Genomic DNA, 14,852 nt, shown 5'->3' on the forward strand with positions numbered 1-14,852 from the left:
CGGCAACTGTGCTATATGCAGCTGCCATCAGCAAGGCGGATATTTATTCCAGGTGCCTGAGCCTGGCATGTATGCGCCTGATAGCTCTTGGGCTAGTGGCAAAGAGCATCAGATATAGCCTTTGCCTGCCGGTAAGATAGGGATTGGTCAGACTGTCGCAAACATGTCCTCTTACATATCTGCACACATTTCTGTAGAAATCATTATCAGCCTTCATCCTGGAGATGGGGATATGGAGCAGATAATCCAGGCGCTGTACCAGGCAAAACCTCACTGATACCTTGTCCAGATCCGGCCAGATACCGCAGGCATATGCCCTGACATCATCAGAATTGACCACTATGTCCGTAAAGACTCTGGGAAAATAATCCTTGTCCTTAACGTCTTTTCTGGAATTGGAGCCTGTCCTGTAATAGACGTGGTAGTCTCTGCAAGGCAGAGATACTATCTCCCCTGCCTTTGGAAGCATATGATAGAGAAGATAAAAGTCTTCATTTAGTATACCGGTAGGAAAAAGCATCTCATCGAAAAGGTCTCTTCTCACCAGCTTGGTGCAAAAGGAGGAATCCCCCCTGTGCATCAAAAGCTCAAATAGGAAATCCCTGGCTCCAACCACAGTCTCAGCAGCCGGTATCTCCACAATATCAGGCATATCGCTGCCATCCTCAGCCACCTCAGTCCTTCCTGTCTGGACAATGGGAGCTCCGGTCCTGGCAGCAGCCTCTGCCAGATGCAGGTACATATCGGGGCTGACATAGTCATCACTGTCCACAAAACCAAGATAATCTCCACCAGCCAGCTCTATGCCTCTGTTTCTGGCATCAGAAGAGCCGCCGTTCTCCTTGTGGAGCACCTTGATACGGGAGTCTGATGCTGCGATCTCATCCAATATAGCAGGACTGTTATCTGTAGAACCATCATCCACCAGAATAATCTCTGTCAGCTCCCCGGGATATGTCTGGGCTCTGACAGAGTCTACGCATCGTCTTATATATTTCTCCGTATTATATACGGGGATTATGATACTGATCTTGATATTATCCATTAGAGATTCTCACTTAAATGAACTGGCAGCCTATCCGCTGATAGCATGATATATTTCCATCAGCCTGGAATAGTTAAGGTCGGGATCATGTGTTCTGGCAGCATGCTCTCTGGCATTATCGCTGTAGATATTGCTGATCACCTTTTCCTCCCAGATCTGGCTCACGGCTGTTTCCAGGCCCTTTATGTCCGTGGGATCATAGAGTATGCCGTCCCTGCCATCATCTACCATGCTGGGAATACCGCAGGCGTTGGATGCCACAAGGGGTGTGCCCAGCAGCATAGCTTCGCCCACACTGTTAGGGGAATTCTCTACAAAAGAGGGGCAGACAAAGACCGAAGCCTTGAGGTATTGCTCCTTCATCTGCTCTGCAGAGAGCTTGCCAAGGGCTGTTACATGTCCTTCAAGGCTGCCCTCTCTGATCAGCTTCCTCAGATACTTGCCATAAGCAGGTATACGGAGCCAGAGAGGATAGATACTCCTTCCCTCGCCGGAGTCAGAGCCTGTGACCCTTGATCTGTCAGGGTTGCCTATAATGCTGTTACCTGCTACATACAGGTGGGCATCAGGATATTTACGCAGTATCCCCGGCATAGCCTCCAATATGAAATGCAGTCCCTTGATAGGATAATCTCCCTGGGATACAAAGATACTGTGAGGATCAGCCTTATCTTCACTCCAGCTTCCTGTGTAAAATTCATCCCGGAGAGTCTCATTGAGATTGTGATAGCCTGCGGCAGGATTAATGGCTGCTACAGCAGTCCTGTCAAACTCAGTCCTTCCTGCGATATGTCCGCTGGCCTTGATAGCTGCTATCTCATTTTCACCGCGCTTTATGAATTTCTCCTGCTGCTGCAGGAGAGAATCATGCTTTAGGATATCTCTGATAGTCCTGTCCTTCACCACCTGAGGAGGAAGGTCTGCCATATACCTGCTGCCTATGATATGGCAGAGTCCCTGAAGTCCCAAAAGGGTCCTCTCAGGCCTGTCATATGCCCTGATCATAGCAAGGCTGTGAGGAAACTCAGTACCAAAGACATGGATCATATCCGGCTGAAAATCATCAATGATCTGTCTGAACACATCTTCCAGCTCCGGCTTGTATTCCTCAGGACTATCCAGGTCCTCTTCAAAAGGATAGAAGCTCACAGAGTCTATATCCTTGCGGATATAGGGCTGGCCTCCAATTAATTCTTTTGATAAAGGAAAACAGACACCCAGGATCAGATCGCAGGTGCCTTCTTTTCTCTCTTTCTCTATGCGCCCATAACAACCTGAGAGCCAGCCCTCGCGGTTGGAATAGGGGATATTCTCGTGTCTGGCGTATACCGGCAGACATATATTACAAAGCCATAATACTTTCATTGTCTGTGTTTATATATAAAGCTTTTGATCTGGTTGTAAGCACCGCTGCTAATGGGATTTCTGGCAAGTCTGGAACGTAGCGGTGCCAGTGTCAGCATCCTGATAAGGTCATATTTTCTGACCTTGGAAGCAGGCATATATCTTCCCACTATCTCTTTTCTCTCCCTTTCGGATACAGCGGCTGCATCTCCCTTTTCGGAGAAGCCGCCTCCCTGATAGGAAGCGATCACAAGAGGCATGAAGTGAGTATCTGCCTTGTCCATATATATGCATCTGAGAAACTGCTCATAATCCGCCCTGATGCTAAAGGAGCTGTCAAAATGCTCAGTCAGCATAAGTGCCAGGTCATAAAAGCAGGCCTGATGACAGGGGACATTCCTGTAGAGAGTAAAATCATTTATCACAGGGCTTGAAGCTACTCTCTGCCCTGTAGCTCTCTCAAATATATCTCCGTAGAAGATGCTCCTGCCTGTCTTGTCACAGGCCGTAATGCTCTCATGCACCTTGCTGAGCACCTCATTGTCATAGAGATAATCACCGCAATTCAGGAAATATACAAAAGGCCCGTGAGACTCCTGATCCCCCTTGCCCTGTCTCCGGCTCAGTATGTTCAGAGCTTCATTCATGGCATCGTAGATGCCGCTGTCCTTGTCGGACACGATCTGCACTCTCTCATCCTCGCCATACAGCTGCCTTATTGTATCAAGACTGCCGTCTGTGCTGCCGCCGTCCTTGATCAGGACATGCCAGTCTTCGAAGGTCTGATCTGCGACTGACTTCATACTGGCGGCAAGCTCCTCGCCGGCATTATAGCTTACGATTATGATCTGAAAAAAAGCTTCTCTTTTTGTCATCTTATAAACTCTTCAAGGGGAGTAACATCAAGTGTCTCCTCTCTGGACAGCACCTGAAGGAGCTGCTTTGCCATAAGAAGGGAGCCACCATCAAAGCTGCTCTCGATGTTAAGAGGCATGATGGGCTCATGGAGTGACTTTCTAAGAAGGAGCCAGCCGCCGCCATGAGATACATTGGTATTGAACCTTACACCCTCATAGTTTTCCTCTTCCAGGAACCAGCCTTCGATCTCATCTGCTGCTTCCTTAAAGAAATCCAGCACCCTGTCTCCATTCTCCTGCAGGCTCTTGCCTTCAAGGAGTTCAGTCTTAACAGGGAACCTGATCTCAACGCTCTCTGCAGGAGTATCCAGATCTGAGATCATCTTGTCCAGATCTTCGCCCTTGCCCATCTCGATGAGGATCTTGACCATAAGGTAAGCTCCGTCATCCAGGAAGAAATTCTCCTTAAGAGCACCGTGTCCGCTGGTTTCAATAGCCAGCTGTGAATCTATGCCTGCATTGTTGAGACGGATAGATTCGTCAATAACATTTCTGTAACCTCTCTTGAAGCGGATATGCTGTCCGCCTCTTGAAGTAATAAACTCATGAAGTCCATCAGAGGTGATGGAATCTGTCACTATGGTAGTACCGGGATGCTCCCTGAGTACTATGGATGATATGATGGCGATCAGCTCATTTCTTACCAGCTTCTTGCCACTGGGAAGAATAGCTCCTGCCCTGTCTACGTCTGTATCAAAGATGATACCCAGATCCGCACCACTGTCGAATGTAGCCTTCTGAGCTGATTCAGCGGCTTCCTTGTCTTCAGGATTGGGTACGTGGTTGGGGAAATGTCCGTCAGGCTCTAGGAACTGAGATCCTTCAGTATTTGCTCCCAAAGGCTCCAGGACTCTGGTCACATAGAATCCGCCTGCGCCGTTTCCTGCATCCACTATGATGTGACGGCCCTCAAGAGGTCTGTCACCATTTCCTGCTCCGTCGATTATCTTCTTGCGCAGGAATGCTGCATAGGTCTCCATAAAGTCAACCTTGACAGCGCTGTCATCTATGCCCTCCGGCATAGTCTCATTAGCAGCGATCTGATCAGCTGCTTCTACCAGTTCCTTGATATCTTCCTTTTCCAGTCCTCCATCCCTGTCAAAGAACTTCATTCCGTTACGGAACCAGGGAAGATGGCTGGCTGTTATCATGATGCTTCCCGTATAATTCTCAAGCACCGTTGCCATGAACATGGCAGGAGTGGAGGCCAGCTCAAAGTCTATGGCCTCTGCCCCTTCTGCCTTAATTCCGCGTACAGCAGCTTTAAGGAGGGCTTCTCCGCTCAGTCTTGAATCTCTGCCGACAGCTACTTTCGGGCTTTCCTCACCCGTTATGGCCTTAAGCCTTCTGACAAAGGCCCTGGCCAGATCCTCTGAGGCTTTCTCTGTCATATTGACAGCATAGCCCTTATCATTCTCCATTGCGATTCCCCTGATGTCACTGCCGTTCTGAAGTGCACTGTAGCTCATTGATAGTCCTCCTCTTTCCCCGCTGCTGGTTATTGCCCTATTAGTATCCTATTGAAAAAATGCTTGTCATGATACCGGAAAGAATATCATTAAATTCTTCCTCGGAAGCGTTGCCTATATCGATAGTCTTGTCATCAGCCTTGATAGCTTCGATCTTGGCACCCTTTGTTAAAGTATAGCTGATCTTGCTGCCTTCAAGCTCAAACTCATCAGCAGAGATCTTGTCGATAGTCATCTCAAGTGAATTCTTGTCAGACTGTAATGTGCCGGACATTACCATATCAAGTGAAGGCATCTCGATATCAAATGCACCGTCCTTCTTGTTAAGAGTCATGACAGATGTTACACCGCTGTCGCCCTTTACTGTCTGCTTGATCTCGTCGCCATTTACCTCTATTACTGTCTCGTAGAGCAGCTTGTCGTCGTACTTGATGATCACATCATCGCCGGGATTCTTTTTGCCTTCAAAGAGGATCTCGATCTTCTCGTTCTGCTCGGGAGCTTCCAGAACAATGGCTGCAGCCTTATTCTTTGATACATATACTGTGACAAACATTGAATCAACATCTGTCAGTTCATCCAGATCCTCTTCAAGTTCATCAAGTGAGCTTCCCAGCAGGTTCTCAGCCAGAGTCACGATCTCAGGGTGCTTGTTTAAAGCATCCTTGTATACCTTGATGATATTTTTGAGCTCATCCTTGCCAAGCTCTGCCTTATAAGCAGTGCACCTCGTCTTGGCGCCCATAAGCTCGTATTCGCCTGTTCCGTCCTTCTCGAACTTCAGGACATTATATGCATCCTTGGTGGCCTTCTCAAATTCCTTTACAAGGCTGTCATAATCATTGGCAGTCTTTAAGATGACATCAAGGTCTTCAAGTGCAAAGCCGCTTTCTCTGGTCAGGATCTGTGACAGGTAGCCTGTCTTCTCATCCACATAGTTGTAAGAGAGAGTCTTGTCAAAAAGGATAGGCACATTCAGGAATAATTCCTTGTCATTCATGTAGAATGCCATGTTGGTGTTGATGCCTGAGAAATCCACATTACCTGTGATGGAAGACTCCTTCTTCTTGTGAGCGATAGTAAGATCTCCGCCCACCTTGGTGCCTTCAACATCCATATCAAAATCATATGCAAGGGTAAAGCCTTCGTCCTCTGTGAAAGTAGGAACATCGAAGACCTTTTCCTTGGGCATGCTGTTCATAACAGCCTTAAGGACCTTGTCATTTGCAGAGCCGCCAAGGAACATGGCAGCTGCAGCTGCGCCGCATCCAAGTATCAAAAGAAGCGCTGCTACAAGTCCTATAATAAGGCCTGTCTTTTTCTTCTTGGGACCTGTAGGACCTGCAGGTGCTGCTCCGGGGATCTGTCCGGGATAAGTGTACTGGCCCTGGTTATAGTACTGACCCTGCTGGGGCTGGCCGTACTGCTGGCCCTGGTTATAATACTGGCCCTGCTGGGGCTGGCCGTACTGCTGGCCCTGATTGTAGTACTGACCCTGCTGAGGCTGAGAGTACTGCTGGCCCTGGTTATAATACTGGCCCTGCTGGGGCTGAGAGTACTGCTGGCCCTGGTTGTAGTACTGACCCTGCTGAGGCTGAGAGTACTGCTGGCCCTGGTTGTAGTACTGGCCCTGCTGGGGCTGAGAGTACTGCTGGCCCTGGTTGTAATACTGGCCATAAGCAGGATTCTGAGCCTGCATGTCCTGACCCTGAGGCGCCTGGTCATTATTCTGAGCCTGAGTTGCCTGCTCTGCAGGAGCTGCCATGTCTGCGGCCTGAGTATCAGTGCTTTCTGCAGATGCAGCTGAGGGCTCTGTAGTCTGAGCAGATGTCTCTGCCTGGTCGTTTGTCTTTAGCGTAGCATCACCAGAACCTGCATTTATAGGTTCTCCGGTATAAGGATCAAAATTCACGTATTTTCCTCCATTGTTCAAAATTTTTCCCAAAATGTATGTATCATCACAATACACCATAATCATTCTATTACAATGTGGGTCTGCGGTCAAAGCATTTATCGTTAATAATCTAACAAAACGGATTTATTGCATTATCTGCGCCTATGACTGATAATAATATCATTACAGAGTTTCAGGAAAGGACAGCCATGGAAAATAAAAAAGCAGTAGTATCATTGGGCCACGACGCCCTGGGTTATACCACAGAAAAGCAAAAGGCGGCAGCGACAAACTCTGCACGCGCCCTTGCTGATCTCATACAGGCCGGCTATCAGCTGACCATCACTCATTCCAACGGACCTCAGGTCAGCATGATCCACAAGGCTATGACCGAGCTCCATCGTATCTACATAGACTACACTCCCGCTCCTATGAGCGTATGCAGCGCCATGAGCCAGGGCTATGTAGGCTACGATATCCAGAATTGTCTGATCAGTGAACTGGAGAAGAGAGGCATTTCAAGGACTGTGTCCACCATCCTCACCCAGGTTACTGTAGATCCTTATGACGAGGCATTTTATTCACCCACCAAGGCCATTGGCAGATACATGTCCAAAGAGGATGCAGATACAGAGATCAAGAAGGGCAACTTCGTCAAGGAAGTACCCGGCAAGGGATATCTCAGGATCGTAGCAGCGCCCGCACCCTTAAGAATCGTAGAGCTGGATGCCATAAAGTGCCTGGCTGATGCAGGTCAGGAGGTCATTGCCTGCGGAGGCGGCGGTATTCCCGTTCTGGAACAGGAGCATATCTATAAGGGAGCTTCTGCTGTTATCGAAAAGGACGCCATTGCCGGCAAGCTGGCAGCAGATCTTAATGCTGACTGCCTGATCATACTCACAGGTGTACCCTGTGTATACAGAAACTTTGAGAAAGAGGACCAGACTCCTATAGAAAAGATGACTCTGGCAGAGGCCAGAGACCTCATAGCCAATGATGAATTCGGAAAGGACAACATGCTGCCCAAGATAGAAGCAGCCATCACCTTCCTGGAATCCAACAAAGAAGGCTCTGTACTGATCACCTCCATCGGAAGTGTAGGCGATGCCATAAAGGGCAAGGCCGGAACTCTGATCATAGCATGATCAAATCCTGATCAAACCCTGATCAAACCCTGATCAGGGAGATCAGGGAGATCAGGGAATCTTCCTGTAAATCTTCAGCAGCTTCCTGTCGTAGGTCATGATGCCGTTTACTTCATCTTCAACGTCACTGACCTGAGTGTAGACAAAACCGCACAGGCCCTTTTGTCTCAGCGGCAGGAGCTGCTTTTTAATTAAGTCTTCGTATTCTCTGTTCAGCTCTTTTCTGCTCCTGATCACCTTATAACCATATGGATAACGACTGGCACTATGCCCCTTGGCATACCAGGTAAGGCCGCCGCATTCCGAAATAAAAGTGGCTCTTCCGAATCTGTCCACAGGTGCAGAGGGCTTTCTGAAATAATTATGGATACTAAGGAAATCTCCCGAATGCTGATCAAACCAGCCGCTGGCCGCATCAATGGGCCTGGTATTATCCACCTGCTGCAGCACCTTGGGGAGGCTTGCCGCATCAAACTGTCCCCAACCTTCATTAAAGATAGTCCAGCTTCCTATAGAGGGATAGCTCTTCAGGTAGCTGACAGTATTCTTCATCTCTGCTACAAAAGCCTCTCTCCCCGCCGCATCAGCTCTTGATAACAGGGGATAAAAGAGAGCAGAATCGTCCATGGTCCGCATGATATGGGGGAAGAGATTGGGAAGATAGGTGACAAGGGGCTTGTCATACCTGCTGCCTCCGGATACCATATCCTGGAATACTATCATCCCAAGTCTGTCGCAATGATAATACCACCTGGCTTCCTCTATCTTTACATGCTTGCGCATCATGTTAAAGCCCAGCTCCTTGACCACTTTGATATCCCGAAGCAGAGCCTTGTCAGAAGGCGCTGTCATAAGGCCGTCAGGCCAATAGCCCTGGTCCAGTATACCCTTTAGGAAATATGGCTTGTGATTAAGGCAGAACCTGGGTCTGCCTTTGGGGTCAGCCTGTACTGAGTAGTATCTCACAGCCATGTATGAACGTACTCTGTCACCTGAGTCCAGTCTGACTTCAAAGTCATAGAGATAAGGATCCTCGGGGCTCCATAGTCTTGCATCATCTATCTTCACCACTGCCTCAGCCTTATATGCATAGTCCATATCAAGGGGCATGGTATCTGATGAGGGCATATGCCTGGAAGACTGGAGCTTTAAGGGATCGCAGGGCTTAAAAGCACTCTTTTCAAGCCTTTTCTCAAAGAGCTTAACATGACCCTCACCGGGGATGTGAGCTATACTAAGGGCTGAGGGCTCATTGCAAAAGACTCTTATCTTAACATGACACAGATCCTCCATAGGCTCTGTTTCCAGCTTGACGAGAAAAGCCGAGTGCACCCACTCCAGCCATACGCTCTGCCATATACCGCTTTGAGGGCTGTAGTACATGCCGCCCCTCTTAAAGGTCTGCTTGCCCCTGGACATCCAGGAGCTGTCTGTAACATCTATGACTCTGACCAGGATCTCAGCCTTTTCCTCTGCCAGATCTCCTGTAATATCCTCTATACAGTCACTGATATCCACAGTAAAGGGCAGATAACCGCCTTCATGATGGGCTTTTTTGCGCCCGTTTACCCAGAGGTCGCATATCTGGTCCACTGCTCCAAAGTGAAGGAGAAGTCTTGACCTGCCTGCAGGCCTTCTAGGAATAGTAAACTCTTTTCTGTACCAGAGGAATTCATCACCGGTAAGGGTATGGGGCAGTACATTTCTGGGCTCCATGGCAGTATCAGACACCATAGCCAGCCTGCACTCAGGCGAAAAGGGCACTCTGATATGAGAGCGAAAAGCCTTGGGAATAGTGGCTTTGGCAGAAATAGAAAAACCCCATATTCCGTTAAGAGAGTGATAATCCTCTCTTACGAACAAGGGTCTTGGATATTCCTTTTTGGGCTCATCACAGATAGCCTCCCTTGTCCAGGGAGTCTCAAGCGCTGTCAAAGCCTCGTATTCACGTGTACGGATCATACTTCTGCTGACACCGGTCAGGTCCATAGCTACTCCTTAGTATTTGCAGTCACAATAAGTTCCCTGTAAAAAGACGCTCTGGATGCTTCAATGTAGCACTCTACCCACAAGAGAGGTATGAACAAGGTAATACAGCCCAGGATAAACACAGGCAAAAAGCTAAGATATAAGAGGAAATACTTAAGCGCATGTCCCTTCATCATGGCTGCGCTCAGCTTAAGAAGCTCCACGGCCGACTTATCCGGAAAATCCTGAAGAAGAAAGAGGCTCTGTCCAAAATAGATGCTGCATAGAATAAAAAGGATCGCAGATACAGTGCAGATCATAAGCACAAGAGGAAGGGATCTGATAACCCCATACAGATAAAGGGAATAGGGAATCTGTGCCATAAAACTGGTGATCGCAAAAGGTATCCGGATGATGATGGCTTTGTCAGCATTTTCCTTAAAGCCATGAAAAAGATCCGAAACAGAAATGCTCTGATCATATATCAGATTCATATATTGGTATGCCCTTCCGGCATTAACCACTCCTCCAAGGAGATCAATAAGAACCACAGCTATGCAGTAGATCAGATAGCTCTGAAAAAGATCAGCAGCGCCAAAAGTAAGCGCAAATATGATCACAGCCTGTATGATAAGTGTAAATATAAGAGTCCCATAGTTACCAGCCATTTTCTGTCTGGCCTTGCCTTTAACAAACACACTGGATAAGCTCTTAGTATTCATTTCGTCATTTACGTACCCTATCAGACAGCCATGTCCACATTGGCCCCCTTCATGAGTCCGATATAGGCCTTCTTTGCAGCCTTTTGGTACGGATTCTCCTCTTTTGTATATTTGATCTGGGAATTGGTAACTCCCCCTGAAACATAAGTCCGTCCGCATTCGGGACATACCGCTGTATGGATCTGGACAGAAGCTCTTATGACCTCTCCGCCATTTTCCTTTGCCTTATCATAGGCGTTGCTCACATGCTCCTGCTCGTGAGCCCTTACTCTTACAGCAGCCACAGACGGCGACATCTTCTGGGCAGTCTTAAAAGAGACATTCTCATCAGAACCATCCTGGTACTTGCGATTGCTGCATGTCTCACATTCTGCAGGCGAAGATCTCCTGCCTGCCTTTTTTACATCGGATTCTCCGGCATTAACATTAAGGCCTGCGCCGGAATCTCTGCCGGCAGCTACAGGTGAATAGGTAGCCGGTCCGTATCCAAAATATGCTCCGGAAATAGATATACCACTCATACGCGTTCCCTCGCATGCAGCTGATATCCTGCTGCTTCCTGCTTAATAGCTTTGCAGGGCCTCCAATAGTTCCTGCAGGTTCTGAGCACTTCCATCCAGCAGATAATTTCTGAAAAGACCACTGATCTCAGGATTCCTAAGCAACATCATAAAGGACATGATCACCATAAGATATGCTGCTGCAATAGCTATTGAGCCCAGGATGATACCGGTCCTGGCAGGGGCAAACATAGGTCCCTTAACAGGCCTTGATAAAACACCCATCATGACGGCTATTCCGCCAAACATAAGGCCCAGAATACCGGTGGTGGAAAAGAGGATAGCAACAACTCCTATCCATACCGATGAAGCTGCCATATTAAATCGCCTGTCCTGTTCCATCTTTTCTCCCCTTAAGGTCGTGGTCTTACCAAAATCGATTATATATCTTTGAATAAAGATCCCAAAAACATGTGCAAATAGACCATTTGTAATTATCGCAATTCTATAACAAATGTATCATATTTCGCATTATTATTCAATATTCGAAGCAGTTTTCTGATTATTCTCGCTAATGTAATGCATAGGGCCAGTCTGGCTCCTCATCTCTATCCTGGGGCCACCTACTCCTTCAATATACTCCCTGGTCAGGACTACCCTTCCGATATTGTCATCCTTTGGTATCTCATACATGATATCCAGCATGATATCTTCTATGATGGACCTAAGAGCCCTGGCTCCTGTATCTCTCTCAAGAGCCTTGTCAGCAATGGCTTCCAGGGCTCCATCGTCAAATTCAAGGTCGACCTCATCCAGCGCCAGTAGCTTCTGATACTGCTTTAATATAGCATTCTTGGGCTCCTTTAATATCTGGATCAAAGCCTCTTTGTCCAGCCCCTTAAGGGAGCAGATAATAGGAAGCCTTCCCAGAAATTCGGGGATCATGCCAAATTTCTTCAGATCTTCAGTGGTGACCTTGGCGAGGATATCCGTATCCTTGTCATACTTGTCCTTGAGCTCAGCATTAAAGCCTATGGATGAAGACTTTGTCAGCCTGTTCTTGATGATATCTTCCAGATCCGGGAATGCACCGCCGCAGATAAAGAGTATGTTTCTGGTATTCACTGTTGCAAGGGGGACCATGGCATTCTTGGAATTGGCACCTACAGGCACCTCAACCTCTGCACCTTCCAGGAGCTTGAGCATGCCCTGCTGCACGGATTCACCGCTGACATCCCTGGCAGTAGTACTCTTCTTCTTGGCTATCTTGTCAATCTCATCTATAAAGACTATTCCCTGCTCAGCCCTTGATACATCATTGCCTGCTGCAGCAAGGAGCTTGGAGATAACACTCTCTATGTCATCGCCAATGTATCCGGCCTCTGTAAGAGATGTGGCATCTGCTATAGCAAGAGGCACATTAAGGAGCCTTGCAAGAGTTTTGACAAGATAGGTCTTACCGCTTCCTGTAGGTCCTATCATGAGTATATTGGACTTCTCGATCTCGATATCGTCCATAGAATCTGTAGCCACCCTCTTGTAGTGATTGTATACAGCTACAGAGATGACCTTCTTGGCCTTCTCCTGGCCTATCACATACTCATCAAGGGACGCCTTGATCTTATGAGGTGCAGGTATATCCTTCAGGTCGATCCTGTTCTCCTTGGCATTTGGATCAGACTTTTTGACCCTTTGAGAGTTGGGAATGCCTGAGGCAAAATCCCCTCTTCCTCCAAAAAGATTGTTCATGTTGAGTTCATTCATCAGCGTGGGATTTCCCAGGAGATTGTTGTAATCAAACTGGCTCACTGCATCCATGGTGCGATGCATGCAATCCTCACATATGCAGATATTATTGGGGAGCCTGTACATACGTCCTGCCTTGGACTCAGGCCTCCTGCACACAAAGCAGATATCCTCGAAGGTATTTTCCTTCTTCTGATCTGTGCCCTGATACTCTTTATCGTTATCGCTCATATATAACCTTTCCGCATTTCTTGTATTTAGAAGCCAAAACCAAAGTCAAAATCAAATCCGAAAGGATCATAATAATCGCCTCTGCGATCATCCCTTCCATCATCCCCGGGTTCTTCTTCTATCTGTCCCTGCTGTGAATCTTCGGATTCAAGAGCCTTGTTAGCAGCCTTTTCATCCTGCAGGGTAACCTTCAGCTTCTTTGAATTATAACCTGTTTTTTCTTTTCTGAGAACTGTCACCTCAATTGTAGTACCCGCCTCATAATAATCCAAAAGGTCTATGAGATCCTCTCTTGATGTGATCTCCTTGCCGTCTATAGCAGTGATGATGTCGCCTGCTTCCATACCGCCTTCCATAGCCGCAGAGCCGTCACCTACCATGGCCACATATGCGCCCTCAATACCTGTAGGAGTGTAGACTGTGATGCCCATATAACCTCTCTTGTCACTGGACGCCTTGATCCTGGTCTCTTCAAGCTTAAGATCGTCTATGATAGGTATAGCTACGGAAATGGGAATAGCAAAGCCCATACCCTCTACTTCGGAAGAAGCAAACTTATTGGAATTGATGCCGATGACTTCTCCCTTGGCATTAAGGAGTGCTCCGCCGGAGTTGCCGGGATTGATGGCTGCATCTGTCTGGATAAAGGTACCCTCAGAGCCATCCTCAGTCTCTATCACACGATTGATGGCACTGATACAGCCTGTGGTAACAGACTGGCCATAGCCCAGGGCATTACCTATTGCTATTGCAGGCTCGCCAAGCTTTAGTGTATCTGAATTGCCAAGAGTAGCTATAGCTATCTTGTCTATGGATGAAGTCTTCATCTTCTTGAGCTGTACTGCAATTATAGCCAGGTCCATATCAGGATCTGTTCCCTTGATATCTGCTTCTACGCTGGTTCCATCTATAAAGTTGACCTTGAGCTCATCTGCCCCGTATATTACATGATTATTGGTCACTATAAGGAGCTCTGTGTCATTATTTCCAATGATGATGCCTGATCCTGATGCAGTCACCTCCTGCTCGCCCATGGAATAGCCAAAATAATTGATGCTCTCTGTATAATTGTTATCAATGGAGACGATCGCAGGCATAACATTGACTACAACCTCTGTCACATCCATGACTACAGCCTGCGCACCGCTTGTCTGTGTTTCCTTGGGGGCAGCGGTATTGCCTGTGTCTGCACCATTTTCCTGACTCTTGTCAGCGCCGCCCGCAGCTTCCTCCTCTGATCCAGAGTCTCCTTGAGGAGCATTATCCTGATCACCATCTTCTGAAGAAACAGTCTCTCCGTTTCCATCTACAGTCTCGGCTTCCTTTATCCTGTCTGCCAGATCCTCCTCTGCCTCTGTAGTCCTTGTAGTTTCCTGATGATTGATAGCCCAAAGTCCACTGGCCACTGCTGTTGCCACAAGGCTCAGTACCAGTATGAGAGCCAGAGCCTTCAGAACAGGATGCCTCTTTGCAGGCTTTTCCTCTTCTCGTACATCCGGAATATTAGCAGCAGATGAGGAGTAGGAATATGTGCCGTAGGTATTTTGGATATAGGGGTCATTAGCCCTGCCATAGGAATTATAGGGCTGCTCAGAGCCTGCAGGAGCAGTAGTTTTTGATGACTGAGAGCTATATGTTTCTGAGTTATTGGAAGCAGCTCCTGAACTATTGTTGATTGCAGAACCATTTATTTCTGTTTCCGAAGTATTGTAAATTCCGGAGCTATTTGCTTCCGATTGCGGATCATTATATGTCCCTGAAAATCTTCCATAGCCATAAGTGTAAGTATCGTTACTTACAGGTGTATTCTCTGTTTCATTGTTTTCTCTATCCATGGGATTTACATTTATGTTGTTGTTTTCTTCCATTTT

At 47.4% G+C, this 14,852-nt stretch carries 12 protein-coding genes; 1 reads left to right on the top strand and 11 read right to left on the bottom strand.

What is annotated here, in order from left to right:
- Positions 1 to 43: 43 nt before the first annotated feature.
- Genes G636_RS0100770 through G636_RS19160 form a run of 5 tightly spaced genes read right to left on the bottom strand, consistent with a single transcriptional unit; the run spans position 44 to position 6,687 of the window.
- The gene (locus G636_RS0100770) at positions 44 to 1,045 is read right to left on the bottom strand and encodes a glycosyltransferase family 2 protein (RefSeq protein ID WP_026506456.1); all 1,002 of its coding nucleotides are present in this window, start codon (positions 1,043 to 1,045) and stop codon (positions 44 to 46) included.
- Between the two features lie 30 nt (positions 1,046 to 1,075).
- A complete protein-coding gene (locus G636_RS0100775; RefSeq protein ID WP_026506457.1) occupies positions 1,076 to 2,410 on the bottom strand; it encodes a glycosyltransferase family 4 protein in 1,335 nt (444 codons plus the stop codon).
- On the bottom strand, positions 2,407 to 3,264 hold the full coding sequence (locus G636_RS0100780) for a glycosyltransferase (RefSeq protein WP_026506458.1): 858 nt from the start codon (positions 3,262 to 3,264) through the stop codon (positions 2,407 to 2,409). Before G636_RS0100780 ends, G636_RS0100775 begins: the two co-directional genes overlap by 4 nt.
- Positions 3,261 to 4,775 (bottom strand): phosphoglucomutase, encoded by a 1,515-nt coding sequence (locus G636_RS0100785; protein WP_026506459.1) that lies wholly within the window; start codon positions 4,773 to 4,775, stop codon positions 3,261 to 3,263. The genes G636_RS0100780 and G636_RS0100785 overlap by 4 nt, the downstream gene beginning before the upstream one ends.
- Before the next feature lie 40 nt (positions 4,776 to 4,815).
- Positions 4,816 to 6,687, bottom strand: coding sequence for a hypothetical protein (locus G636_RS19160; protein ID WP_051226362.1), 1,872 nt, complete (start codon positions 6,685 to 6,687; stop codon positions 4,816 to 4,818).
- Between the two features lie 191 nt (positions 6,688 to 6,878).
- Here G636_RS19160 and arcC point away from each other — a divergent pair, with 191 nt between their 5' ends.
- On the top strand, positions 6,879 to 7,814 hold the full coding sequence (gene arcC, locus G636_RS0100795; RefSeq protein ID WP_026506460.1) for a carbamate kinase: 936 nt from the start codon (positions 6,879 to 6,881) through the stop codon (positions 7,812 to 7,814).
- A gap of 51 nt (positions 7,815 to 7,865) precedes the next feature.
- Here the strand turns inward: arcC and G636_RS0100800 are convergent, their stop codons facing one another.
- The 6 genes from G636_RS0100800 to G636_RS19165 all read right to left on the bottom strand — a co-directional run bounded on the left by G636_RS0100800 (position 7,866) and on the right by G636_RS19165 (position 14,849).
- Positions 7,866 to 9,803, bottom strand: a complete 1,938-nt coding sequence (locus G636_RS0100800; RefSeq protein ID WP_035778364.1) for a glycoside hydrolase family 2 protein — start codon at positions 9,801 to 9,803, stop codon at positions 7,866 to 7,868.
- 2 nt (positions 9,804 to 9,805) lie between these two features.
- A complete protein-coding gene (locus G636_RS0100805) occupies positions 9,806 to 10,504 on the bottom strand; it encodes a DUF975 family protein (protein ID WP_026506462.1) in 699 nt (232 codons plus the stop codon).
- 20 nt (positions 10,505 to 10,524) lie between these two features.
- Entirely contained in the window at positions 10,525 to 11,025 is a 501-nt protein-coding gene (locus G636_RS0100810; RefSeq protein ID WP_026506463.1) for a hypothetical protein, read from the bottom strand.
- A 42-nt stretch (positions 11,026 to 11,067) separates the two neighbouring features.
- On the bottom strand, positions 11,068 to 11,406 hold the full coding sequence (locus G636_RS0100815) for a hypothetical protein (RefSeq protein ID WP_026506464.1): 339 nt from the start codon (positions 11,404 to 11,406) through the stop codon (positions 11,068 to 11,070).
- 132 nt (positions 11,407 to 11,538) lie between these two features.
- On the bottom strand, positions 11,539 to 12,981 hold the full coding sequence (gene clpX, locus G636_RS16715; protein ID WP_051226363.1) for an ATP-dependent Clp protease ATP-binding subunit ClpX: 1,443 nt from the start codon (positions 12,979 to 12,981) through the stop codon (positions 11,539 to 11,541).
- Between the two features lie 26 nt (positions 12,982 to 13,007).
- Positions 13,008 to 14,849, bottom strand: a complete 1,842-nt coding sequence (locus tag G636_RS19165; protein WP_051226364.1) for a S1C family serine protease — start codon at positions 14,847 to 14,849, stop codon at positions 13,008 to 13,010.
- Positions 14,850 to 14,852: the final 3 nt, after the last annotated feature.

The sequence above is a fragment of the Butyrivibrio sp. MC2013 genome (assembly GCF_000424585.1).
Lineage (GTDB): Bacteria > Bacillota > Clostridia > Lachnospirales > Lachnospiraceae > Butyrivibrio.